Below are 22,137 nucleotides of genomic sequence, written 5' to 3' on the forward strand. Positions count from 1 at the left end.
GCCGGTGTCCGGAGCGGTCTGCGCGTTCACGGCAGTAGGGGCGAAGGCAATGGTGCTGACGAGAAGGATTCCGAGCAGAAGCGCCACGCCGTAACCATTTAATAATTGAGCGGCGAAACATTAGGGCGGCGTCCGCGGGTTTGTCGCGCGGGCGTCGATCAGTGGCGGCGATGGGGAAGCGGTCAGCCTTTGTGGGTGGCGTTCTGCCGGAGCCGGGCGATCTGGCGCCGGGCGCGCAAGAGAGCGGTCAGCGCCGCCCCGATCGACACCAGCAGCAGCGCTGCCCAGAGGATTTCGCCGTCACCAAGCCAAAGCCCTTCAAGGGACGATAGGAGAGCAGCGGCCGTCATGGTCGCCATGCGATGCTGCTTGGCCATCGGGCCGGAGAAGTCGCTCGGCGCGCCATTGGCGCGGCCGAGTTCGCGCACATAGGCCGTCAGCACGGCGAAGGCGGCTGCGGCAAAGCCGAGCGCAGGCAAACCGATGCCATATCCGGCGCCGACGAAGATGAAAATATCCGCGATCCGGTCGGGAAATTCGTTCCAGAACGGCCCGTCGGCCTCGCCCTTGCCGCCCTCGACGGCGACCATGCCGTCGAAGAGATTGCAGAGCAGGCGCAACTGGCAGAAGAGGGCGGCGGCGACGAACAGCGCGACCCTCATCCCATCCTGAGTTTCGCCCGTCAGCCAGAAGGCAAGCCCGGCAAAGGCTGCGGCCAGCATGCTTGCCTGCGAGATCCGGTTGGGCGTGACATTCGACGCCAGGCGCCGCGCGATCGCCTGCGCCCAGCGGGTGTTGCGGCTTGCGAGCGGCCTGCGGTCACCGGTCTCGGTCATGCCCAGGCTCTCCTCGGCTGATGGAATAGTTGTAGATGGCGGCATAGGTGGTCGACACCGCGAGCGGCAGGGCGATCGTCCTCAGGATCTCCGGCGTGCCGCTGGCCGAGTGGATCGCGGCAAGCATTGCCGACGAACCGAGGCAGGCGAGGAGTGGTGGCAGGAACAAACGTTTTGTTCCGCGGAACCGCCTGGAAAGCGCGTCGATTGCTGTCTTGAGGTAGAGCGTCAGAAGCGCCGAGAGCGTACCTTGCACGATCGCGGCAAGAAGCGGCTTGGGTATCGGATGATGGCGATTGGCGAAAAGTGCCCAGCCGCCCATGGCAAAAAAGGCGAATGCCACGTGCACCACGCCGTTGCCCGCCAGTCCTCTCAGTTTCGCGGTCATGTCAGTGACCACCAGTAACGCGTCAGATGGAAGAAGATCGGTGCGGAGAAGACGACGGAATCCAGCCGGTCGATCAGCCCGCCATGGCCCTCGATCAGATGGCCCCAGTCCTTGACGCCGCGGTCGCGCTTGATCGCCGACATCACGAGCCCGCCGAAGAAGCCCATCAGGGTGATGAGCAGCGACATCAACGCGGCTTGGGACGGCGTGAACGGCGTGATCCACCAGAGCGACGCGCCGATCAGGGTGGCGCTTGCGACCCCGCCGATAAAGCCCTCGACCGTCTTCGAGGGCGAAAGGGTCGGTGCAATCTTGGTTCGCCCGAAGAGCTTGCCCCAGACATATTGCAGCACGTCGCTGGACTGAACGACGATGACCAGGAAGGCGATGAGAAGGACGTTGCGCCCTTCGTAATCCGGGATCTGCAGCGTCAGGAGTGCTGGCACGTGCGAGGCACAAAAGACGCAGATCATCAGCGCCCATTGCACCTCCGCGATCCTGAGCAGGAAATCGCGCGTGTCGCCGCGCATGACGGCAATGATCGGCATCAGCAGAAAGGCATAGACCGGCACGAAGATCGAGTAGATGCCGTATTGCTCGGCCCAGAGCAGGACGTAGTTGATCGGCAGAACAACGAAGAAAGCGGCAGCAATCGCCCAGTGGTCGCCGCGGCGGGTATTGATGAGCGTGATGAATTCGCGCAGCGCCGCGAAAGAGCAGAAGGCGAAAAGCAGGAGCACGCCGACCCGGCCGGCAACGAAGGCGATGGCGATCAGCACCACCATCGCCCACCATGCCTTGATGCGGGCGTTGAGGTTCTCGATTGCGCCGTTCGACCCATCCGGCGAGAGCTTTTGCTTCAGGACGTAGCCGATGCTCGACGCCAGGACGAGAATGCCGCCGACGCCGAGAAGCAGTTTGAGCATGTCCAAGGTTGCGGCGCTCATGCGTCGTCTTCCGTCGATGAAGGTGCGAGCGCGAGCATGGCGGCCTCGGCGCGGGCGATGAACTCATCCTTCGTCTCCTGCGCCTTGAGATGCATCGGTTCGCCGAAGGTTACGGTACAGATGAGCGGGATCGGCACGAACTCCCCCTTCGGCATGACGCGGTTGAGATTGTTGATCCAGACAGGAACCAATGCCACATCCGGCCGCCTGCAGGCGAGGTGATAGAGCCCGCTTTTGAAGGGCAGCAGCCGTGCCTCGGTCTGATTGCGCGTTCCCTCGGGAAAGAGAATCAGCGACGAGCCGTCGTTCAGAACGGCCGTCATTCGCTCGACCGGATCCTGGGTGCGGGCCGCCGGGTCGCGCTCGATCAGCACCGCATCGAAGACGTCGCGGCCGATGAAGGCCGACAGCTTCGATTTCAGCCAGTATTCCGCGCCGGCAACCGGCCGCGCGCGTTCCCGAAGCCAGGGCGGCAACACCGCCCAGATCAGCACAAAGTCGCCGTGGCTGGAATGATTGGCGAAATAGATGCTCTGCTTCGGCGGGAGACCGGTCTCATGCCAGATGGCGCGCGCCGCAGTCAGCGCGCGCGCAAACATCATGATGGCGATGGAGGCCAGCTTGGCCGTCAAATCGCGGATCATGTCGGTTCATATCCAAGTGGGAACCAGGTCGGCGTCGCGACGCGCCTCGCGCAGCCTATCGGCCGCGCCCGGATGCGTTTCATGCCTTGCAACAAAAAGATCAAGCGCTGCCCCTCAGCCTGCCGCCCGGCGTAACTCCAGGCTGCATCGAACAACATTACGCGATTGTGTCCGCTTCTCAAGCGGTCGAAATCACACGCAGGATGATGACGTGCCGGGCGCTTTGGATATTCGCCATCAGCGGGCGGGGATGGATCGCAATATGATGCGATGCCATGTGGCTGCTGTGACCCGCGGTTGCGTTCCCGGGTAAGCTGCACGTGGATCATCGCCCCTTGTTACGTCGCGTTACTGTTACGTACTCGCCAAATCGTCGGTTTCATTCTTTTCTGTTCGTCAGCGAAACTGGAAAGGGGCAATACGCATGCGCTTCATCACTTTGTTATTCGTGCCGTTGGCGATCGTGGCGGGGCTTGCGGGCTGTGCCTCCACGTCCTCCACCAATACGACCTACGCGCAGCCCCAAACCTTCGCACCCGGTCTCGGGGCGGGAAATACGGCCAACTCCACGGCGGCTCCGGGCTACTACTGAGGCCGTCCGGCACTTGCTGGCAAAGGTAACTCTGCGGCGGGCGCGGCCCGGCGCGGAGCGTTTCTGTTTGTGGCCCGTGTTCGGGCGCCGGCGACCAATCGGCTCCATGGCCGCGACGCGGCTTGCATTCGCCGGCCAAAAGTTGCAAACAGCGGCGAACCATCAGGGAAAACGCCATGAGCCTCTCCAAGCGCACCACCCGCCCGCTCGATCACCTCGTGCTGCCGGTGGATACGCTTACCCAGGCACGGCGTCGCCTGTCTGATCTCGGTTTTACCGTCGCCGACGACGCGCGCCATCCTTTCGGCACCGAGAATGCCTGCGTGTTCTTTTCCGACGGCACCTACCTCGAGCCGCTGGCCGTTGCTTCCCGCGAAGAATGCGAAGCCGCTGCACTCGATGGTAATGCCTTTGTCGCGCGCGATCAGGCCTTCCGTTTCCGCCAGGGGCCAGAAGGTCTCTCGGCGCTGGTCTTCGGCACCGAGGATGCCGCGAGCGATCACATCCGTTTTCGCGCGCGCGGCATTTCCGGCGGCGACATGCTGGAGTTTTCCCGGCCGATGAAGCTGCCGGATGGCCGTGAGGGACTGGGTTCCTTCCGCCTTGCCTTCGCGGCCGATCTGCGCTCGCCGGATTTCTTCCTCTTCAACTGTCAGCGTGTCCGGGCGCTGCCCACTGATCGGGCTGCACTGGAGCAGCATGAAAACGGCGTGATCGGCATAACCGAAGTGGTTCTGTCGGAATCCAACCCGACCGATTTCCAGTACCTCCTGCAGGAGGCGGTCGACGAACGCGAGGTCGCGGCCCATTCCTTCGGCATGGATGTGTCGGCCACCAACGCCAAGATTTCGGTGCTGAACGCCGCCGGTATGGAAGCCTTCTTCGGCCGTTCGGTGCGGGGTGCCGAGCGCGGCCTGCGTGGTCGCGCTGTCGTTTTCCGCGTCGCCGACCTCGAGGCGACACGCACCCTCTTCGCGGAGAACGATATCGAATTTGCAGAAATGGGCGGACGCCTCATTGTCCCCGAAATACCGGGGCAAGGGGTGATCTTCGCTTTTGGAGCTTGATGATGAAAACCAATGCCAGAGTAGTTGTCGGCAACGGCGCCCACCAGGTCGCCTTCGCGCAAACCGAGAAGCTGTCGCTGATCGCCGGCCCCTGCCAGATGGAGAGCCGCGAACACGCCTTCATGATCGCGGGTGCGCTCTCTGAACTTTGCAAGAAGCTCGGTATCGGCCTCGTCTACAAGTCTTCCTTCGACAAGGCGAACCGCACGTCGCTCTCCGGCAAGCGCGGCATAGGCCTCGACAAGGCGATGGAGATCTTCGCCGATCTCAAGAAGGAATTCGGTTTCCCGGTGCTGACCGACGTGCACACCGAGGAGCAGTGCGCTCTGGTCGCCCCGACGATCGACGTCCTGCAGATCCCGGCCTTCCTGTCGCGCCAGACCGACCTTCTGGTCGCGGCCGCCAAGACCGGCCGCACGATCAACGTCAAGAAGGGCCAGTTCCTGGCGCCCTGGGACATGAAGAACGTGCTGGCTAAGTTCACCGACAGCGGCAATCCGAACGTGCTGCTCTGCGAGCGCGGCGCCTCCTTCGGCTACAACACGCTGGTCTCCGACATGCGCTCGCTGCCGATCATGGCTTCGCTCGGTGCGCCCGTCGTCTTCGATGCGACCCACTCGGTGCAGCAGCCGGGCGGGCAGGGCGGTTCTTCGGGCGGCCAGCGTGAATTCGTCGAGACGCTGGCCCGTGCGGCCGTGGCCGTGGGTGTCGCCGGCGTCTTCGTCGAGACGCACGAAGACCCGGACAACGCACCGTCGGACGGCCCGAACATGGTGCACCTGAAAGACATGCCGCGGCTGCTCGAAAAGCTGCTCGCCTTCGATGCGATCGCCAAGGATTGAGCCATCAGCGACGCTTCGTGAAATTTTCATGAACCGCAATGGCGCGAACGGTTTTGCATCTTGCGCGCCATTGTAATTTCGAGGCCTTGGCGTATGACAGGCCCCGACCACCCACCGTCCTCAACAGGGAAGAGATCATGACTGCAATCATCGACATCATCGGCCGAGAAATTCTGGACAGCCGCGGCAACCCGACCGTCGAGGTCGACGTGTACCTGGAAGACGGAAGCTTCGGCCGTGCGGCGGTCCCGTCGGGCGCCTCGACCGGTGCGCATGAGGCTGTCGAACTGCGTGATGGTGGTACGCGTTACCTCGGCAAGGGCGTCGAGCGCGCGGTCGAAGCCGTCAACGGCGAGATCTTCGAAGCGATCGGCGGCCTGGATGCCGAGAACCAGATCCAGATCGACAAGACCATGATCGAGCTCGACGGCACGTCGAACAAGTCGCGCCTCGGTGCCAACGCCATCCTCGGCGTTTCGCTGGCCGTCGCCAAGGCCGCGGCCGAAGCTGCCGGCCTGCCGCTCTACCGCTACGTCGGCGGTCCGAACGCCCACGTGCTTCCGGTTCCGATGATGAACATCATCAACGGCGGCGCCCATGCCGACAATCCGATCGACTTCCAGGAATTCATGATCGTTCCCGTTGGCGCCGACACGATGCGCGATGCGGTCCGCATGGGTTCGGAAGTGTTCCACACGCTGAAGAAGCAGCTTGCAGCCGACGGCCACAACACCAATGTCGGCGACGAAGGCGGCTTTGCCCCGGGTCTCGCCTCTGCTCCGGCGGCGCTCGACTTCATCATGAAGTCGATCGAGAAGGCCGGCTACAAGCCGGGCGAAGACATGTTTATCGCGCTTGATTGCGCCGCAACCGAGTTCTTCAAGGACGGCAAGTACGTGCTCGAAGGTGAGGGCCGCACGCTGGAGCCGGGCGCCATGGCCGAATACCTGGCGGAGCTCGCTGCCAAGTACCCGATCTTCTCGATCGAAGACGGCATGGCGGAAGACGACTGGGACGGCTGGAAGGCCGTGACCGACAAGATCGGCTCGAAGGTTCAGCTCGTCGGCGACGACCTGTTCGTCACCAATTCGGCGCGCCTGCGCGACGGCATCAAGATGGGCGTCGCCAACTCGATCCTCGTCAAGGTCAATCAGATCGGCTCGCTCTCGGAGACGCTCGATGCCGTCGAGACGGCGCACAAGGCGCGCTACACCGCCGTCATGTCGCACCGCTCGGGCGAAACCGAAGACGCGACGATCGCCGATCTCGCGGTTGCCACCAACTGCGGCCAGATCAAGACCGGCTCGCTCGCCCGTTCGGACCGGCTCGCCAAGTACAACCAGCTGATCCGCATTGAAGAGCAGCTCGGCCTGCAGGCCAAATACGCCGGCCGCTCGATCCTGCGCGGCTGATCCCAGAGCGGGACGAGGAAAGTGTGCGCGGTTTTCCGCCCGCATCCCGCTCTAACTTACTAAAGCCGCGCGTCCTGTCGGACGCGCAATGCAGCAGCTAACAAACGAACCCGCTCACGTTCCTCGTGGGCGGGTTTCTGTTTTCCTGCCATTCATGGTCAACGGTCGGTTAATCAATCGCCGCTAATCTGATTTCCGTATTGCGTATCAGGGCGTGAACGGATGTGGACACGGCATCATAAGAAACGGAAACTGGGTCGGCTGGTGATGCCGCTGATCGCGGTCGCCTTTCTCTCTTACTTCGGCTATCATTCCATCCACGGCGGCTATGGCCTGAAGGCGACCGAGCAATTCGATCGCCAGATCGTCGAGCGGCAGGCGCGGCTGGATGAGCTCACGAAGCGGCGAATGATCCTTGAAAAAGAGGTTCAGCTGATGAGTGACGGGTCGCTGGAACGGGACATGCTGGATGAAAAAGCTCGCCTCGCGCTGAACATGTCGCGAAGCGACGAGATCGTTATTTTTCACCGCACCGCAAATTAACCTGAATTCAGTTAATTGTGATTTGTAAAGTAAATTCAATAAGTTGTGTGGAATGCGAGCCATGCAAATATGGCATTGCTGTGACTGCTTTCTTTCCCTATGGTAACCGCAAAAGGCTAACCATTGGGAGGAACGAATGGCTCCGCGAAAATCCGCGTCCGTTTCCAGCCGCAAGAGTGCCGCAAAGCCGGCCAAGAAAGATTTCAACGGCGGCACCTTCGCCGAATTCTCCAAGGAAGAAGATCTCAATGCCTACCGCGAGATGCTGCTGATCCGGCGTTTCGAGGAAAAAGCCGGTCAGCTCTACGGCATGGGCTTCATCGGCGGCTTCTGTCACCTCTATATCGGCCAGGAAGCTGTCGTCGTCGGCATGCAGGCGGCGCTGAAGGAAGGCGACCAGGTCATCACCGGTTACCGTGATCACGGCCACATGCTGGCCTGCGGCATGAGCGCCCGCGGCGTGATGGCCGAACTCACCGGTCGTCGCGGCGGTCTTTCCAAGGGGAAGGGCGGCTCGATGCACATGTTCTCCAAGGAAAAGCACTTCTACGGCGGCCACGGCATCGTTGGCGCCCAGGTGTCGCTCGGCACCGGTCTCGCTTTCGCCAACCGCTACCGCGGCAACGACAATGTTTCCGTTGCCTACTTCGGTGACGGCGCGGCCAACCAGGGCCAGGTCTACGAGAGCTTCAACATGGCGCAGCTCTGGAAGCTGCCGGTGATCTACGTAATCGAGAACAACCGTTACGCCATGGGCACCGCCGTTTCCCGCGCCTCGGCGCAGACCGACTTCTCGCAGCGCGGCGTTTCCTTCAACATTCCGGGCTTCCAGGTGGATGGCATGGACGTGCGCGCCGTCAAGGCTGCGGCTGACGAGGCTGTCGCCCATTGCCGCGCGGGCAAGGGCCCGATCATTCTGGAGATGCTGACCTACCGCTATCGCGGCCACTCGATGTCCGACCCGGCGAAGTATCGCTCGAAGGATGAAGTGCAGAAGATGCGCTCGGAGCATGACCCGATCGAGCAGGTGAAGGCCCGTCTCATGGAAAAGGGCTGGGCGAGCGAAGACGAGCTCAAGCAGATCGACAAGGAAGTCCGCGATATCGTTGCCGATAGCGCCGATTTCGCCCAGGCCGATCCGGAGCCGGATGCATCCGAGCTCTACACCGACATCCTGCTTTGATCCGGGGAGGGACAAACATGCCAGTAGAAATTCTTATGCCCGCCCTTTCCCCGACGATGGAGGAAGGCACGCTCTCGAAATGGCTGAAGAACGAGGGGGACAAGGTGTCCTCCGGTGACGTCATCGCCGAAATCGAGACCGACAAGGCGACGATGGAAGTCGAAGCCGTCGACGAAGGCACGATCGGCAAGCTGCTGATCGCCGCCGGCACCGAAGGCGTCAAGGTCAACACGCCGATCGCCGTGCTGCTGCAGGACGGTGAAGCGGCAGGCGATATCGCCATTGCTCCGAAGGCCGAGGCGCCGAAGGCGGCAGCTGCCGAGGCGCCGGCCGCATCCGCGCCGGCTCCGGTGGCAGCCCAGCCGAAGGTTGAAGTTGCCGCCGACCCGGCAATCCCGGCCGGCACCGAAATGGTCACGATGACCGTCCGCGAAGCGCTTCGGGACGCCATGGCCGAAGAAATGCGCGCCAGCGATGATGTTTTCGTCATGGGCGAAGAAGTCGCCGAATATCAGGGCGCCTACAAGATCACGCAAGGGTTGCTGCAGGAATTCGGTTCCCGCCGCGTCATCGATACCCCGATCACCGAGCACGGCTTTGCCGGCGTCGGCGTCGGTGCTGCCATGACCGGTCTGCGTCCGATCGTCGAGTTCATGACCTTCAACTTCGCCATGCAGGCGATCGACCAGATCATCAACTCCGCGGCCAAGACGCTCTACATGTCCGGTGGCCAGATGGGCGCCCCGATCGTCTTCCGCGGCCCGAGCGGTGCCGCTGCCCGCGTGGCCGCCCAGCACTCGCAGTGCTACGCCGCCTGGTACAGCCATATCCCGGGCCTCAAGGTCGTCATGCCCTACACGGCAGCCGACGCCAAGGGTCTGCTGAAGGCGGCGATCCGCGATCCGAACCCGGTCATCTTCCTCGAAAACGAAATCCTCTACGGTCACTCCTTCGAAGTGCCGAAGCTCGACGACTTCGTTCTGCCGATCGGCAAGGCCCGCATCCACAAGCAGGGCAAGGACGCGACGATCGTCTCCTTCGGCATCGGCATGACCTATGCCGTCAAGGCGGTTGCCGAGCTCGAAGCCCAGGGCATCGACGTCGAACTGATCGACCTGCGCACCATCCGTCCGATGGACCTGCCGACGGTCATCGAATCCGTCAAGAAGACCGGGCGTCTCGTCACCGTCGAGGAAGGCTATCCGCAGTCTTCCGTCGGCACCGAAATCGCCACCCGCGTCATGCAGCAGGCATTCGATTACCTTGACGCCCCGATCCTGACGATCGCCGGCAAGGACGTGCCGATGCCTTATGCCGCGAACCTCGAGAAGCTGGCGCTTCCGAACGTTGCCGAAGTCGTCGATGCGGTGAAAGCCGTTTGCTACAAATAAGGGGAGGGCCCTTCGATGCCTATCAACATCACAATGCCTGCCCTCTCTCCGACGATGGAAGAAGGCAATCTGGCCAAGTGGCTCGTCAAGGAAGGCGATAAGGTCAAGTCCGGTGACGTGATCGCCGAGATCGAGACCGACAAGGCGACGATGGAAGTCGAAGCCGTCGACGAAGGCACCGTTGCCAAGATCGTCGTTCCCGCCGGTACCGAAGGCGTCAAGGTCAACGCGCTGATTGCCGTTCTCGCCGCCGATGGCGAGGATGTCGCGACGGCTGCCAAGGGTGGCAACGGTGCAGCCGCACCGGCTCCCGCGGCCAAGGCGGAAGTGCCCGCACCGGCAGCGCCGAGCGCTCCGGCGGCCGCTCCTGCACCAGCCGCAGCCGCCCCGGTTGCCGCGCAGCCGGCGAAGTCCGAGGGAGGGGCACGCGTCTTCTCTTCGCCGCTCGCACGTCGCCTGGCAAAGGATGCCGGCATCGACCTTTCGGCAATCGCCGGTACCGGCCCGCACGGCCGCGTGGTCAAGAAGGACGTTGAATCCGCCGTTGCCGGTGGCGCGGCGAAGCCCGCAGCCGCTCCGGCTGCCGGCGCCGCTGCTCCGGCGGCCGCACCGCTTGCCAAGGGACCGTCGGACGACGCCGTTCTCAAACTCTTCGAGCCGGGTTCCTACGAGCTCGTGCCGCATGACGGCATGCGCAAGACGATCGCCAAGCGCCTCGTCGAATCCAAGCAGACGATCCCGCACTTCTACGTGTCGGTCGACTGCGAGCTCGACGCGCTGCTGGCACTCCGTGCCCAGCTCAACGCCGCTGCTCCCGAACAGGGTGGCAAGCCGGTCTACAAGCTCTCCGTCAACGATATGGTCATCAAGGCCCTGGCGCTGGCGCTGCGCGACGTTCCGAATGCGAACGTCTCCTGGACCGAGAACAACATGGTCAAGCACAAGCACGCCGACGTCGGTGTTGCCGTGTCGATCCCGGGCGGCCTGATCACCCCGATCGTGCGCCAGGCGGAACTGAAGAGCCTGTCGGCCATCTCCAACGAGATGAAGGACCTCGGCCAGCGCGCCAAGGACCGCAAGCTGAAGCCCGAGGAATACCAGGGCGGCACCACGGCGGTCTCCAACATGGGCATGATGGGCGTCAAGAACTTCGCCGCCGTCGTCAACCCGCCGCATGCGACGATCCTCGCGGTCGGTGCCGGCGAGGAGCGTGTCGTGGTCAAGAACAAGCAGATGGTCATCGCCAACGTCATGACCGTCACGCTTTCGACCGACCATCGCTGCGTCGATGGCGCGCTCGGCGCCGAACTGCTCGCCGCCTTCAAGCGCTACATCGAAAACCCGATGGGCATGCTGGTCTGAGTTGGATAGGGACCGGCCCTCGGGCCGGTCCGTTCCTATTCGCGCAGTCGAAGGCGGACCCGGACGATGAAAACAGTTCTCTGCTATGGCGACAGTCTGACCTGGGGCTATGATGCCACGGACGGAGGCCGCCACCCGCTTGCCGATCGCTGGCCGAGTGTACTGCAGAAGGCGCTCGGTTCTGACGTCCAGGTTATCGCCGAGGGGTTGAACGGTCGCACGACCGCCTATGACGATCATCTCGCCGATTGCGATCGCAATGGTGCAAAAGTGCTGCCGACGGTGCTGCACAGCCACGCGCCGCTCGATCTCATTATATTTCTTCTCGGCTCCAACGACATGAAGCCGGTGATCCACGGAACCGCCTTCGGCGCCGTGAAGGGCATTCAGCGTCTCGTCAACCTCGTGCGCCGGCATGACTGGCCGGTCGAGGGCGAGGAGGGCCCGGAGATCCTGATCGTCGCGCCGCCGGCGCTCTGCGAAACTGCCGATGCCGGATTTGCCGCCATGTTTGCCGGCGGCATCGAACAGTCGGCCATGCTGGCGCCACTCTACCGCGACCTGGCCGACGAGCTTGATTGCGGCTTCTTCGATGCCGGTTCGGTGGCGGTGACGACGCCGCTCGATGGCGTGCATCTCGATGCGGAGAATACGCGTGCGATCGGCCGGGGTCTCGAACCGGTCGTGCGGATGATGCTTGGGGTCTAAGGATGGTGGGGGGCGTCACCATTCGTCCGGCGGAAAGACGTGAGGCGGCCGAGCTCGCCATCCTCGTCGACATCGCCGCGCACGGCTTTGCCTCCTGGCTCTGGTACGGCGCCGTCCTCCATGGAGTGACGGACACGGCTTTCGAGCGCGGCCGCAACAAGCTTCGCGAGGAGCCGGGGCCTGGAAACTGGCGCGACGCGCTGGTTGCCGAAACCGATGACGAGGTTGCCGGTCTGTCGGTCGGCTATGCGATCGGTCCGGAGGTTCTGGAGATCGTCGCCAAGCACCCGGCGCTGGAACCCTTGCTCGTGCTGCAAAGGCAGATCGTCGGTCACTGGTTCATCGAAAGCCTCGGTGTCTATCGCCATCAGCGCGCCCGCGGGATCGGTAGCGCGCTCCTGGCAAGGGAATTCGAACGCGCCGGATCGGCGCCGGTGAGCCTGATCACCGAAAGCCACAACGTGAGCGCCCAGGCACTATACAGAGCAAACGGCTTCGGCGAGGCAGCGCGCGCCGAGGCGGTTCCGCTCTTTGACGAAAGCAAGAAACACGACTGGGTGCTGTTCACCCGCAAGGTCGCTTGAGACAAAGGCAGGAAACATATGGCTGAGAATTACGACGTCATCGTCATCGGTTCGGGTCCGGGGGGCTACATCGCCGCCATCCGCGCAGCACAGCTTGGTTTGAAGACCGCGGTCGTCGAGCGCGAGCATCTGGCCGGCATCTGCTCCAACTGGGGCTGCATCCCGACCAAGGCGCTGCTGCGTTCGGCCGAAGTCCTGCACTACGCCCAGCATCCGGGCGCCTATGGCGTCAAGATCGAAGGCACGGTGACGCCGGACCTCAAGGCGATCGTCGCCCGCTCGCGCGGTATTGCCGAGCGCATGAACGGCGGCGTCGGCTTCCTGATGAAGAAGAACAAGGTCGACGTGATCTGGGGCGAAGCGAAGCTGACGAAACCCGGCGAAATCGTCGTCGGCAAGTCGACGAAGCCGATCGTCCAGCCGCAGGCGCCGCTGCCGAAGAACACAAAGGGCGAGGGGGCCTACACCGCCAAGCACATCATCATCGCGACCGGTGCCCGTCCGCGCGCGCTTCCGGGAATCGAGCCCGATGGCAAGCTGATCTGGACTTACTTCGAGGCGATGAAGCCCGAGGAAATGCCGAAGTCGCTTATCGTCATGGGCTCCGGCGCGATCGGCATCGAATTCGCCTCTTTCTACCGCACCATGGGTGTCGATGTGACGGTTGTCGAAGTCTTGTCGACCGTCATGCCGGTTGAGGATGCCGAGATCTCGGCGATTGCCAAGAAGCAGTTCGAGAAGCAGGGCATGAAGATCCACCTTGAAGCCAAGGTAACGAAGGTCGAGAAGGGGGCGAACTCGATCACCGCCCATGTCGAGATGAAGGACGGCAAGGTCGAGAAGATCACCGCCGACCGCATGATCTCCGCCGTCGGCGTCCAGGGCAATATCGAGAACCTCGGCCTCGAGGCGCTCGGCGTGAAGACGGACCGCGGCTGCATCGTCATCGATGGCTACGGCAAGACCAATGTCCCGGGCATCTACGCCATCGGCGACGTCGCCGGCCCGCCGATGCTCGCCCACAAGGCCGAGCACGAGGCCGTGATCTGCGTCGAGAAGATCGCCGGCCTGCCGAACGTCCACCCGATGGACAAGCTGAAGATCCCGGGCTGCACCTATTGCCATCCGCAGGTTGCTTCCGTCGGCCTTACCGAATCCAAGGCCAAGGAATTGGGCCGCGAGATCCGCGTCGGCCGCTTTCCGTTCGTCGCCAACGGCAAGGCGATCGCGCTCGGCGAGGACCAGGGCCTGGTCAAGACCATCTTCGACAAGAAGACCGGCGAATTGCTCGGCGCTCACCTGGTTGGCGCCGAAGTTACCGAGCTCATCCAGGGCTTCGTCGTCGCGATGAACCTCGAGACGACCGAAGAAGACCTGATGCATACGATCTTCCCGCATCCGACCATTTCGGAGACGATGAAGGAAAGCGTGCTCGACGCCTACGGCCGCGCGCTCAACGCCTAAGGGTTGTCCGGCGCCGGAACTTTTGTGGCGGCTTCGGCATTGAGGACGGCCATCGTTCTCAATGCACGGAGACCAAAATGAGCGTGAACGGCGTCGGTATTCTGGCTGCGATCATCATCGGCGGTTTGGCCGGATGGCTCGCGGAGAAGTTCATGCACAGCGACATGGGCCTGTTCATGAACATATTGCTCGGCATCATCGGCGCGGTGGTGCTGAACTTCATCCTGGCGGCTTTCGGCATGGCTTTTGCCGGCTGGGTCGCCTATCTGGTCATCGGCTTCATCGGCGCCTGCCTGTTGATTGCCGCTGGTCGCGCCGTCAAACGATAGTCTGTCGGGCTTTCCGCGCTTCCGTCGGGCATCAAGTAAAGACGGCCTGACATTTGCCGTCGGGCCGTCTATATAGAGCGAAAATGGGTCACCCGGCCTGATGCCGGTCCCGCCGCGACGAGGAAGACAGTATGGTAACGGTGTTCGATGCCGTCTCTGACCGGGCGCAACGCGTCCGCCACCCGGAAAAGGCGCATAAGCCCGACACGGAAGTGATGCGCAAGCCGGACTGGATCCGCGTCAAGGCGCCGATGTCGAAGGGCTACCAGGAGACGCGCTCGATCGTGAAGAGCAACAAGCTCGTCACGGTCTGCGAAGAGGCCGGCTGCCCGAACATCGGCGAATGTTGGGACAAGAAGCACGCCACCTTCATGATCATGGGTGAGATCTGCACCCGTGCCTGCGCCTTCTGCAACGTCGCGACCGGCAAGCCGAATGCGCTCGATCTTGAAGAGCCGGCAAACATCGCCAAGGCCGTCAAGCAGATGGGGCTCAGCCACGTCGTCATCACCTCCGTCGACCGCGACGATCTGGAAGATGGTGGCGCCGAGCACTTCGAGAAGGTCATCTGGGCGATCCGCGAGGCTTCGCCGACGACGACCATCGAGATCTTGACGCCGGACTTCCTGAAGAAGCCGGGTGCGCTGGAACGCGTCGTCGCCGCCAAGCCCGACGTCTTCAACCACAACATGGAAACGGTGCCGGGCAACTATCTGACGGTCCGCCCGGGTGCGCGCTATTTCCACTCCGTGCGCCTGTTGCAGCGCGTGAAGGAACTGGATCCGACGATGTTCACCAAGTCCGGCATCATGGTCGGCCTCGGCGAAGAGCGCAACGAAGTGCTGCAACTGATGGACGACCTGCGCACCGCCGATGTCGACTTCCTGACGATCGGCCAGTACCTGCAGCCGACGCGCAAGCACCACAAGGTCGAGAAGTTCGTGACCCCCGAGGAGTTCAAGTCCTACGAGACCGTCGCCTATACCAAGGGTTTCCTCATGGTCTCCTCGAGCCCGCTGACGCGCTCGTCGCACCATGCCGGCGATGACTTTGCCCGTCTGAGGGCAGCGCGCGAGAAAAAGCTGCAGGCTGCCGAGTAAGGCGGACTGCGGGTTTGGAGAACGATCGGCTCCGGCGCTTGCGCCGGAGCTTTTGTTTTGGGAGCTTTTGTTTTTACCGAAACGCTTCCCCGCGCCATGGCGCGACGTTCGGACGCTCGCGCCAGGCTTGCATCGACCCGCTCGATCGCCTAACGGCTGTCTTCAGAGGAGACGAGCCGATGCCGCGATACGTGAACGGGGAAGAGGCAGCATCGCATCTCAGGAATGCGCAACGTATTCTGGTGATCGGCTGTTCCGGCAGCGGCAAGAGCACGCTTTCCCGGCGACTGTCCGAGCGGCTCGACCTGCCGCATCTGGCGATGGACCGGGAGTTCTTCTGGCTGCCGGGATGGAAGCTTCGGCCGCGGCAGGAAATGCTCGCGCTGATCTCGAGGGCTGCGGCCGGCGAACGCTGGTATGGATGGCACCGGCCCGAAGACGCTGCCGCTGCGGTTGCCGCGTGCGCATGTCGTGATCTGGATGCGGCCGCCGCGCTGGGTGTCGCTGCGCGGGGTGCTCTGGCGCTGGTTCGCCTATTGGAAAAAGACCCGCCCGGATATGGCCGACGGTTGTCCGGAGAGGGTCGATCTCGATTTCCTCCGCTACGTCTGGAACTTCGAGCGGAGGGATGCGGTTGAGATCGAGATGCAACTGACGGCTCATGCCGACCTGCCGGTTCTCGTGTTGAAATCGCACGCCGAAACGGCGTTGCTACTTGCTAAGATAAAGCGGGGCCACTAGCTCTCGATCATGCCACATTTCGAAACCAACCATGTCGTCAAGCATAGCGCCGACCAGATGTTCGATCTTGTCGCCGATGTCGAGCACTATCCCGAATTCCTGCCGCTCTGCGAGGCGCTGGCGGTGCGCTCACGCAAGGAGCGCGACGGCAAGGTGTTGCTGCTTGCCGACATGACCGTCGGCTACAAGGCGATCCGCGAGACCTTCACGACGCAGGTGCTGTTGAACAAGGCCGAGCGTGCGATCGACGTCAAATACATCGACGGGCCGTTCAAGTACCTCGACAATCGTTGGCGTTTCGAACCGGCGGGCGAGGGCCAGTCGGTCGTGCATTTCTATATCGACTACGAGTTCAAGAGCCGCATTCTCGGCGCCTTGATGGGCTCGATGTTCGACCGCGCCTTCCGGATGTTTTCCGACGCCTTCGAAAAGCGCGCCGACAGCATCTACGCGATCTGAGCGATTTCCGCGAGCATGTCGAGCGCGGTGCGGACGGTCGCAAGCCGGATGCCGCTGCGGCCGATGTCGCCATAACGCATCTCCCGATGCAGCATCTCACCATTTCGCCCCGATGCCGCAAGGTGCACGAGCCCGACCGGCTTTTCGGCCGATCCGCCGCCGGGGCCGGCAATGCCGGTGACGGCAACCGCAAAATCCGCCGCCGAATGTTGCACCGCGCCTTGTACCATCTCGATTGCCGTTTGGCGCGAAACCGCACCATGGGCGGCAAGCGTCGCCGTCTCGACACCGAGCATGGCGACCTTCGCTTCGTTGGAATAGGTGACGAAACCGCGATCGACGACGGCAGACGAACCGGAAATCTCGGTGAGCGCTCCCGCGATCAGGCCGCCCGTGCAGGATTCGGCCGTCGCTATCTTGAGGCCGCGTGCCGTGAGCTCGGCGATGATTTCGCCAGCCTTGACTTCGATGTCGGCGGGCCACATCAGGAAAGGCTCCCATAGACGACGGTGGCCGTGGCGATGGCGGCGATGCCTTCATCGCGGCCCACGAAGCCGAGGCGTTCGTTCGTCGTGGCTTTGACGGAGCAGCGGTCGAGCGAAATTCCCAGCATGTCCGCGAGGTTCTGACGCATCGTCAGGCGATGCGGCCCGACCTTCGGCGCTTCGGCGATGAGCGAGATGTCGGCATTTGTGATGATGCCGCCGCGCTCCCGCACGATCCGTGCAGCATGCTCCAGGAATATGCGCGACGGCGCGCCCTTCCATTGCGGATCGGACGGCGGGAAATGGTCGCCGATGTCGCCGGCGCCGCAGGTGGCGAGCAGCGCGTCGGTGAGCGCGTGCAGCGCCACGTCCGCATCGGAATGGCCGGAGAGCTTCTTCGTGTGCGCAATGAAGACGCCACAGAGCGTGACGCCGTCGCCTTCGATCAACTGGTGCACGTCGTAACCGTTGCCCGTGCGCACATCGGGCAGGGCGGTGCGCTTGAGTTTCTCGTCGGCCATGGCGATATCCCTTCTCAACGTAAGCTTGACGTTGTCGACCGTGCCCTCGACGAGGACGACCTTGAGGCCGGCCCATTCGGCGATCGAAGCATCGTCAGTGAAATCGGTGCGGCCGCTCTTGGCCGCATCCCGGTGTGCGGCGAGAATGGCCGGAAGATCGAAGGTTTGCGGTGTTTGCGCGCCATAGAGGCCGTCGCGCGGAACAGTCTCCAGCACGACGCTGCCCTTGCCCGCGCGCTTGAGCGTGTCCGCGACCGCGACCGCCGGCAACACGGCCTTGACCTCGCCGCCGAGCGCGGCGGCGCAACGCGAAAGCAGCGCGTGATCGGCAAAGGGGCGGACCGCATCGTGGATCATGACATGGCCCACGCCGGTCCCGGCGAGTGCCTCGAGGCCGGCGAGCACGGATACCTGCCGCGTCGCGCCGCCATGGACGATGATCACGTCGCCGGCCACCGAGCGTTTGCGCGCCGCGTCGAACAGGGCCTCGTCGTCCGGGTGGATGACGACGACGATCGGGCCTGCGCCCGGCCATGTCGCGAAAGTGTCAAGCGTATGGGCGATAACGGGGCGGTCGCCGATGGTTCGATATTGCTTTGGACCCTCGGCAGATTGTCCTGCACGTTCGCCGCGCCCGGCTGCAACGATCACCACGCCGCACTTAAGCTGTCCTTGAGGCTGCATCTTCTGTATGAGGTCCCGCATTCGCCGATCTTCGCCGTGATGTACCGCGAAGGGTCGTGCTTTGCCAGCCAAGCGAGGAAATTTGCGCAAGGCGCCGAAATCGCTTGGCAAGCTCAAGAACAATGTCTAAAAATAGTGCAGCAACAACATGTGCCTGAAAGATAAGCATTTGCCAATTCCGGCTCTTTCTTCGCCGCTCCGAATCGGGACGATCGAAATCCGCAACCGGGTTGCGCTCGCGCCCATGTCCGGTGTCACCGATCTGCCGTTCCGGCGGCTCGCCTGGCGCTTCGGTGCCGGCTTCGTCGTTACGGAGATGGTTGCGAGCCGCGAGCTGGTCTGCAACGCGTCGGAATCCTGGGCGCGCCTGAAGAATTCGGGCATCAAGCCGCATATCGTCCAGCTCGCCGGTCGTGAAGCGCATTGGATGGCTGAAGCCGCCAGGATCGCCGCCGACAATGGTGCCGATATCATCGACATCAATATGGGCTGCCCGGCCAAGAAGGTGACGGGCGGTTATTCCGGCTCGGCACTCATGCGCGATCCCGACCACGCATTGTCATTGGTCGAGGCGACGGTAAACGCCGTCGATGTGCCGGTGACGCTGAAGATGCGGCTCGGCTGGGACGAAAACTCCATCAATGCGCCGCTGATTGCGAAACGCGCCGAAGAGGCGGGCGTGAAGGCGATCACCGTGCACGGTCGAACGCGCATGCAGTTCTACAACGGCAAGGCCGATTGGGATGCCATTCGCCCGGTTCGCGACGTCGTTACGGTCCCGCTGGTCGCCAATGGCGACGTGGAGACGATCGCCGACGCGGAAGAGATTCTCTGCCGGTCGGGTGCCGACGCCGTCATGGCCGGGCGCTCGTCGCAGGGGCGCCCGTGGCACATCGGCTTTCTCGCCGGTGCCGTCGAGCAGCCCTCGCAGGCGGAGATCGCCGATATCTTTGCGGAGCACTACGAGATGATGCTCGAATTCTATGGCGTCGACGTCGGCTTGCGGCATGCCCGCAAGCATGTCGCCTGGTATCTCGACCGCGCCGTCCCTGATATGGCAGGTGCGGAAAAGGCTGCAATCCTGACATCGACCGATGTCCGATTTGTCCGCGACAGGGCGCGCGCGGCGATGCTGGATGCGGCGCCGGCCAAGTCTGACGGCGAGATGGTCGCAGAAGGAATCGCCGCATGACCGAGAAACCGAGCATTCCCGATGCCGCCGCGAACGGTCTGTCGATGGCGGTCCTGAACGCCATTCAGAACCCGGTGATCCTGGTCGATGCCAATGGATTGGTCGCCTTCGCCAACTGGGAAGCCGAATCGTTTTTCGGCGCCAGTGCCAATCACCTGGCGCGCCACAATATCAGCGCGTTCATCCCCTTCGGCAGTCCGCTGCTGACCCTGATCGAGCAGGTGCGCGAACGCAAGGCGCCGGTGAATGAGTACCGTGTCGACCTGAGTTCGCCGCGTCTCGGCGCCGACAAGCTTGTCGATCTCTATGTCGCGCCGGTTCTTTCCGAGCCGGGCGCGGTCGTCGTCGTCTTCCAGGAGCGCTCGATGGCCGACAAGATCGACAGGCAGCTGACCCATCGCGGCGCCGCCCGTTCGGTGACGGGCCTTGCCTCGATGCTGGCGCACGAGATCAAGAATCCGCTTTCCGGCATACGCGGCGCCGCACAACTGCTGGAAACCTCGGTCAATGACGAAGACAGGGCGCTGACGCGGCTGATCTGCGATGAGACTGACCGCATTGTCTCGCTGGTCGACCGCATGGAGGTGTTTTCCGACGAGCGCCCCGTAGATCGCGTGCCGCTGAACATCCACTCGGTGCTCGACCACGTGAAAGCGATCGCCAAGGCCGGCTTCGCGCGACACATCAAGTTCGCGGAGAACTATGATCCGTCCTTGCCGCCGGTCTTCGCCAACCGCGATCAACTGGTTCAGGTATTCCTGAACCTGATCAAGAATGCGGCCGAAGCGATCGGCGAGCGCTCAGATGGCGAGATCGTGCTGACGACGGCCTACAGGCCGGGCATCCGCCTGTCGGTTGCCGGAACGCGCGAGAAGATCTCGCTGCCGCTCGAATTCTGCGTGCACGACAATGGGCCGGGCGTGCCCTCCGACCTTCTGCCGCTGCTCTTCGATCCTTTCATCACCACCAAGACCAACGGTTCCGGCCTGGGGCTCGCGCTGGTCGCCAAGATCATCGGCGCCCATGGCGGCATCGTCGAATGCGACAGCCAGCAGAACCGCACCACTTTCCGTGTCCTGATGCCAGCCTCCAAGGGCCAGGCAGCGGATGAAGACGACATGCCGATGACAAAAGGAAACCTTGCATGACGGGTGCCACGATCCTCGTCGCGGATGACGACGCAGCCATTCGCACCGTGCTGAACCAGGCGCTGAGCCGCGCCGGCTACGATGTCCGCATCACCTCCAATGCGGCGACGCTGTGGCGCTGGATTGCGGCGGGCGACGGCGATCTCGTCGTGACCGACGTCGTGATGCCCGACGAGAACGCCTTCGACCTGCTGCCGCGCATCAAGAAGGCGCGCCCCGATCTGCCGGTGCTGGTCATGAGCGCCCAGAACACCTTCATGACGGCGATCAAGGCTTCGGAGAAGGGCGCCTACGACTATCTGCCCAAGCCCTTCGACCTGACCGAACTCATCGGCATCATCGGCCGGGCGCTATCGGAACCCAAACGCCGGCCGGCGAAGCTCGACGACGACACCCAGGACGGCATGCCGCTGGTTGGCCGTTCGGCGGCGATGCAGGAAATCTACCGGGTGCTCGCGCGCCTGATGCAGACGGATCTGACGCTGATGATCACCGGCGAGTCCGGCACCGGCAAGGAACTCGTCGCCCGCGCGCTGCATGATTATGGCAAGCGCCGCAACGGCCCGTTCGTGGCGATCAACATGGCGGCGATCCCGCGCGATCTGATCGAATCGGAACTCTTCGGCCATGAGAAGGGCGCCTTCACCGGCGCACAGATGCGCTCGACCGGTCGTTTCGAGCAGGCCGAGGGCGGCACGCTCTTCCTCGATGAAATCGGCGACATGCCGATGGACGCGCAGACCCGTCTGCTGCGCGTGCTGCAGCAGGGCGAGTACACGACCGTTGGCGGCCGCACGCCGATCCGCTCGGATGTGCGCATCGTGGCGGCGACCAACAAGGACCTGAAGCAATCGATCAATCAGGGCCTGTTCCGCGAAGACCTCTATTATCGCCTCAACGTCGTGCCGTTGCGTCTGCCGCCGCTGCGGGATCGCGCAGAGGATATTCCGGATCTCGTTCGCCATTTCGTCCAGCAGGCGGAAAAGGAAGGGCTCGACGTCAAGCGCTTCGATCACGAAGCGCTGGAACTGATGAAGGCGCATGCCTGGCCGGGCAACGTGCGCGAGCTGGAAAACCTGGTGCGGCGCCTCACGGCACTTTATCCACAGGATGTGATCACCCGCGAAATCATCGAAAACGAGTTGCGTTCGGAGATACCGGACAGTCCGATCGAGAAGACCGCCGCGCGGCCCGGATCGCTCACCATTTCACAGGCCGTCGAAGAAAACATGCGCCAGTATTTCGCAAGCTTCGGCGACGCCTTGCCTCCGGCCGGCCTCTACGACCGGGTGCTCGCCGAAATGGAGTATCCGCTGATCCTGGCGGCACTTACCGCAACCCGTGGTAATCAGATCAAGGCGGCCGATTTGCTCGGCCTCAACCGTAACACGCTGCGCAAGAAAATCCGCGAACTTGGCGTTTCGGTCTATCGCAGCTCACGCAGCGCTTGACTTGGTCACGGCCACCGTTGCATTTTCGCCACAATGCGTTGCTTGAACGTGTGACGACCGCCGA

The 22,137-nt window shown here is 63.0% G+C and carries 23 protein-coding genes; 17 read left to right on the top strand and 6 right to left on the bottom strand.

Annotation, left to right across the window (positions count from 1 at the left end; all coding sequences use genetic code 11):
- Positions 1 to 182: 182 nt before the first annotated feature.
- From QM996_RS05995 to QM996_RS06010, 4 genes are read right to left on the bottom strand one after another with little or no spacing between them, the layout of a single operon-like run.
- A complete protein-coding gene (locus QM996_RS05995) occupies positions 183 to 836 on the bottom strand; it encodes a CDP-alcohol phosphatidyltransferase family protein (RefSeq protein WP_500269672.1) in 654 nt (217 codons plus the stop codon).
- Entirely contained in the window at positions 820 to 1,224 is a 405-nt protein-coding gene (locus QM996_RS06000) for a hypothetical protein (protein WP_500269673.1), read from the bottom strand. The genes QM996_RS05995 and QM996_RS06000 overlap by 17 nt, the downstream gene beginning before the upstream one ends.
- On the bottom strand, positions 1,221 to 2,171 hold the full coding sequence (locus tag QM996_RS06005) for a phosphatidate cytidylyltransferase (protein ID WP_500269674.1): 951 nt from the start codon (positions 2,169 to 2,171) through the stop codon (positions 1,221 to 1,223). The genes QM996_RS06000 and QM996_RS06005 overlap by 4 nt, the downstream gene beginning before the upstream one ends.
- Positions 2,168 to 2,815 (bottom strand): lysophospholipid acyltransferase family protein, encoded by a 648-nt coding sequence (locus QM996_RS06010; RefSeq protein WP_500269675.1) that lies wholly within the window; start codon positions 2,813 to 2,815, stop codon positions 2,168 to 2,170. The genes QM996_RS06005 and QM996_RS06010 overlap by 4 nt, the downstream gene beginning before the upstream one ends.
- A 768-nt stretch (positions 2,816 to 3,583) precedes the next feature.
- Here QM996_RS06010 and QM996_RS06015 point away from each other — a divergent pair.
- The 14 genes from QM996_RS06015 (at position 3,584) to QM996_RS06080 (ending at position 16,592) form a co-directional block, all read left to right on the top strand.
- Positions 3,584 to 4,474 carry a VOC family protein gene (locus QM996_RS06015; protein ID WP_500269676.1) on the top strand — a complete coding sequence of 297 codons (891 nt, stop codon included), beginning with the start codon at positions 3,584 to 3,586 and terminating at the stop codon, positions 4,472 to 4,474.
- A complete protein-coding gene (gene kdsA / locus QM996_RS06020) occupies positions 4,474 to 5,316 on the top strand; it encodes a 3-deoxy-8-phosphooctulonate synthase (protein ID WP_500269677.1) in 843 nt (280 codons plus the stop codon). The genes QM996_RS06015 and kdsA overlap by 1 nt, the downstream gene beginning before the upstream one ends.
- Positions 5,317 to 5,453: 137 nt before the next feature.
- Positions 5,454 to 6,728 carry a phosphopyruvate hydratase gene (eno, locus tag QM996_RS06025; protein WP_483502263.1) on the top strand — a complete coding sequence of 425 codons (1,275 nt, stop codon included), beginning with the start codon at positions 5,454 to 5,456 and terminating at the stop codon, positions 6,726 to 6,728.
- Between the two features lie 222 nt (positions 6,729 to 6,950).
- Positions 6,951 to 7,271 (top strand): FtsB family cell division protein, encoded by a 321-nt coding sequence (locus QM996_RS06030; protein WP_500269678.1) that lies wholly within the window; start codon positions 6,951 to 6,953, stop codon positions 7,269 to 7,271.
- A 136-nt stretch (positions 7,272 to 7,407) separates the two neighbouring features.
- The gene (gene pdhA / locus QM996_RS06035) at positions 7,408 to 8,454 is read left to right on the top strand and encodes a pyruvate dehydrogenase (acetyl-transferring) E1 component subunit alpha (RefSeq protein ID WP_173516336.1); all 1,047 of its coding nucleotides are present in this window, start codon (positions 7,408 to 7,410) and stop codon (positions 8,452 to 8,454) included.
- Between the two features lie 17 nt (positions 8,455 to 8,471).
- The gene (locus tag QM996_RS06040; RefSeq protein ID WP_500269679.1) at positions 8,472 to 9,845 is read left to right on the top strand and encodes a pyruvate dehydrogenase complex E1 component subunit beta; all 1,374 of its coding nucleotides are present in this window, start codon (positions 8,472 to 8,474) and stop codon (positions 9,843 to 9,845) included.
- A 15-nt stretch (positions 9,846 to 9,860) separates the two neighbouring features.
- Complete coding sequence (locus QM996_RS06045) at positions 9,861 to 11,207, top strand: pyruvate dehydrogenase complex E2/E3BP family protein (RefSeq protein WP_500269680.1); 1,347 nt, start codon at positions 9,861 to 9,863, stop codon at positions 11,205 to 11,207.
- 66 nt (positions 11,208 to 11,273) lie between these two features.
- Positions 11,274 to 11,915 carry an SGNH/GDSL hydrolase family protein gene (locus tag QM996_RS06050; RefSeq protein ID WP_500269681.1) on the top strand — a complete coding sequence of 214 codons (642 nt, stop codon included), beginning with the start codon at positions 11,274 to 11,276 and terminating at the stop codon, positions 11,913 to 11,915.
- A 2-nt stretch (positions 11,916 to 11,917) separates the two neighbouring features.
- Positions 11,918 to 12,499: a GNAT family N-acetyltransferase gene (locus QM996_RS06055; protein WP_500269682.1), complete on the top strand. Its 582-nt coding sequence runs from the start codon at positions 11,918 to 11,920 to the stop codon at positions 12,497 to 12,499.
- 18 nt (positions 12,500 to 12,517) lie between these two features.
- Positions 12,518 to 13,963: a dihydrolipoyl dehydrogenase gene (gene lpdA, locus QM996_RS06060; RefSeq protein WP_500269683.1), complete on the top strand. Its 1,446-nt coding sequence runs from the start codon at positions 12,518 to 12,520 to the stop codon at positions 13,961 to 13,963.
- A 77-nt stretch (positions 13,964 to 14,040) separates the two neighbouring features.
- Positions 14,041 to 14,292 (top strand): GlsB/YeaQ/YmgE family stress response membrane protein, encoded by a 252-nt coding sequence (locus tag QM996_RS06065; RefSeq protein ID WP_500269684.1) that lies wholly within the window; start codon positions 14,041 to 14,043, stop codon positions 14,290 to 14,292.
- A 131-nt stretch (positions 14,293 to 14,423) separates the two neighbouring features.
- Positions 14,424 to 15,392 (top strand): lipoyl synthase, encoded by a 969-nt coding sequence (gene lipA / locus QM996_RS06070; RefSeq protein WP_173516343.1) that lies wholly within the window; start codon positions 14,424 to 14,426, stop codon positions 15,390 to 15,392.
- 417 nt (positions 15,393 to 15,809) lie between these two features.
- Positions 15,810 to 16,133: a P-loop NTPase family protein gene (locus tag QM996_RS06075; protein WP_500269685.1), complete on the top strand. Its 324-nt coding sequence runs from the start codon at positions 15,810 to 15,812 to the stop codon at positions 16,131 to 16,133.
- Positions 16,134 to 16,142: 9 nt separating this feature from the next.
- Entirely contained in the window at positions 16,143 to 16,592 is a 450-nt protein-coding gene (locus QM996_RS06080) for a type II toxin-antitoxin system RatA family toxin (protein WP_500269686.1), read from the top strand.
- On the opposite strand, the gene QM996_RS06085 is transcribed toward QM996_RS06080, so the two are convergent.
- Positions 16,580 to 17,077 carry a CinA family protein gene (locus tag QM996_RS06085; protein ID WP_500269687.1) on the bottom strand — a complete coding sequence of 166 codons (498 nt, stop codon included), beginning with the start codon at positions 17,075 to 17,077 and terminating at the stop codon, positions 16,580 to 16,582. The genes QM996_RS06080 and QM996_RS06085 overlap by 13 nt on opposite strands.
- On the bottom strand, positions 17,077 to 18,303 hold the full coding sequence (locus QM996_RS06090; protein WP_500269688.1) for a bifunctional 2-C-methyl-D-erythritol 4-phosphate cytidylyltransferase/2-C-methyl-D-erythritol 2,4-cyclodiphosphate synthase: 1,227 nt from the start codon (positions 18,301 to 18,303) through the stop codon (positions 17,077 to 17,079). The genes QM996_RS06085 and QM996_RS06090 overlap by 1 nt, the downstream gene beginning before the upstream one ends.
- A 127-nt stretch (positions 18,304 to 18,430) precedes the next feature.
- Between QM996_RS06090 and dusB the strand changes: the two genes are divergently transcribed.
- The 3 genes from dusB to ntrC are packed head-to-tail and all read left to right on the top strand — an operon-like array spanning position 18,431 to position 22,073.
- Positions 18,431 to 19,474 carry a tRNA dihydrouridine synthase gene (gene dusB, locus QM996_RS06095; RefSeq protein ID WP_500269689.1) on the top strand — a complete coding sequence of 348 codons (1,044 nt, stop codon included), beginning with the start codon at positions 18,431 to 18,433 and terminating at the stop codon, positions 19,472 to 19,474.
- On the top strand, positions 19,471 to 20,622 hold the full coding sequence (locus tag QM996_RS06100) for a two-component system sensor histidine kinase NtrB (protein WP_429816905.1): 1,152 nt from the start codon (positions 19,471 to 19,473) through the stop codon (positions 20,620 to 20,622). Before dusB ends, QM996_RS06100 begins: the two co-directional genes overlap by 4 nt.
- A complete protein-coding gene (ntrC, locus tag QM996_RS06105; RefSeq protein WP_173516348.1) occupies positions 20,619 to 22,073 on the top strand; it encodes a nitrogen regulation protein NR(I) in 1,455 nt (484 codons plus the stop codon). Before QM996_RS06100 ends, ntrC begins: the two co-directional genes overlap by 4 nt.
- Positions 22,074 to 22,137 lie beyond the last annotated feature (64 nt).

The sequence above is a fragment of the Sinorhizobium chiapasense genome, assembly GCF_045277575.1.
In the GTDB taxonomy this organism is placed as follows: domain Bacteria; phylum Pseudomonadota; class Alphaproteobacteria; order Rhizobiales; family Rhizobiaceae; genus Ensifer; species Ensifer chiapasense_A.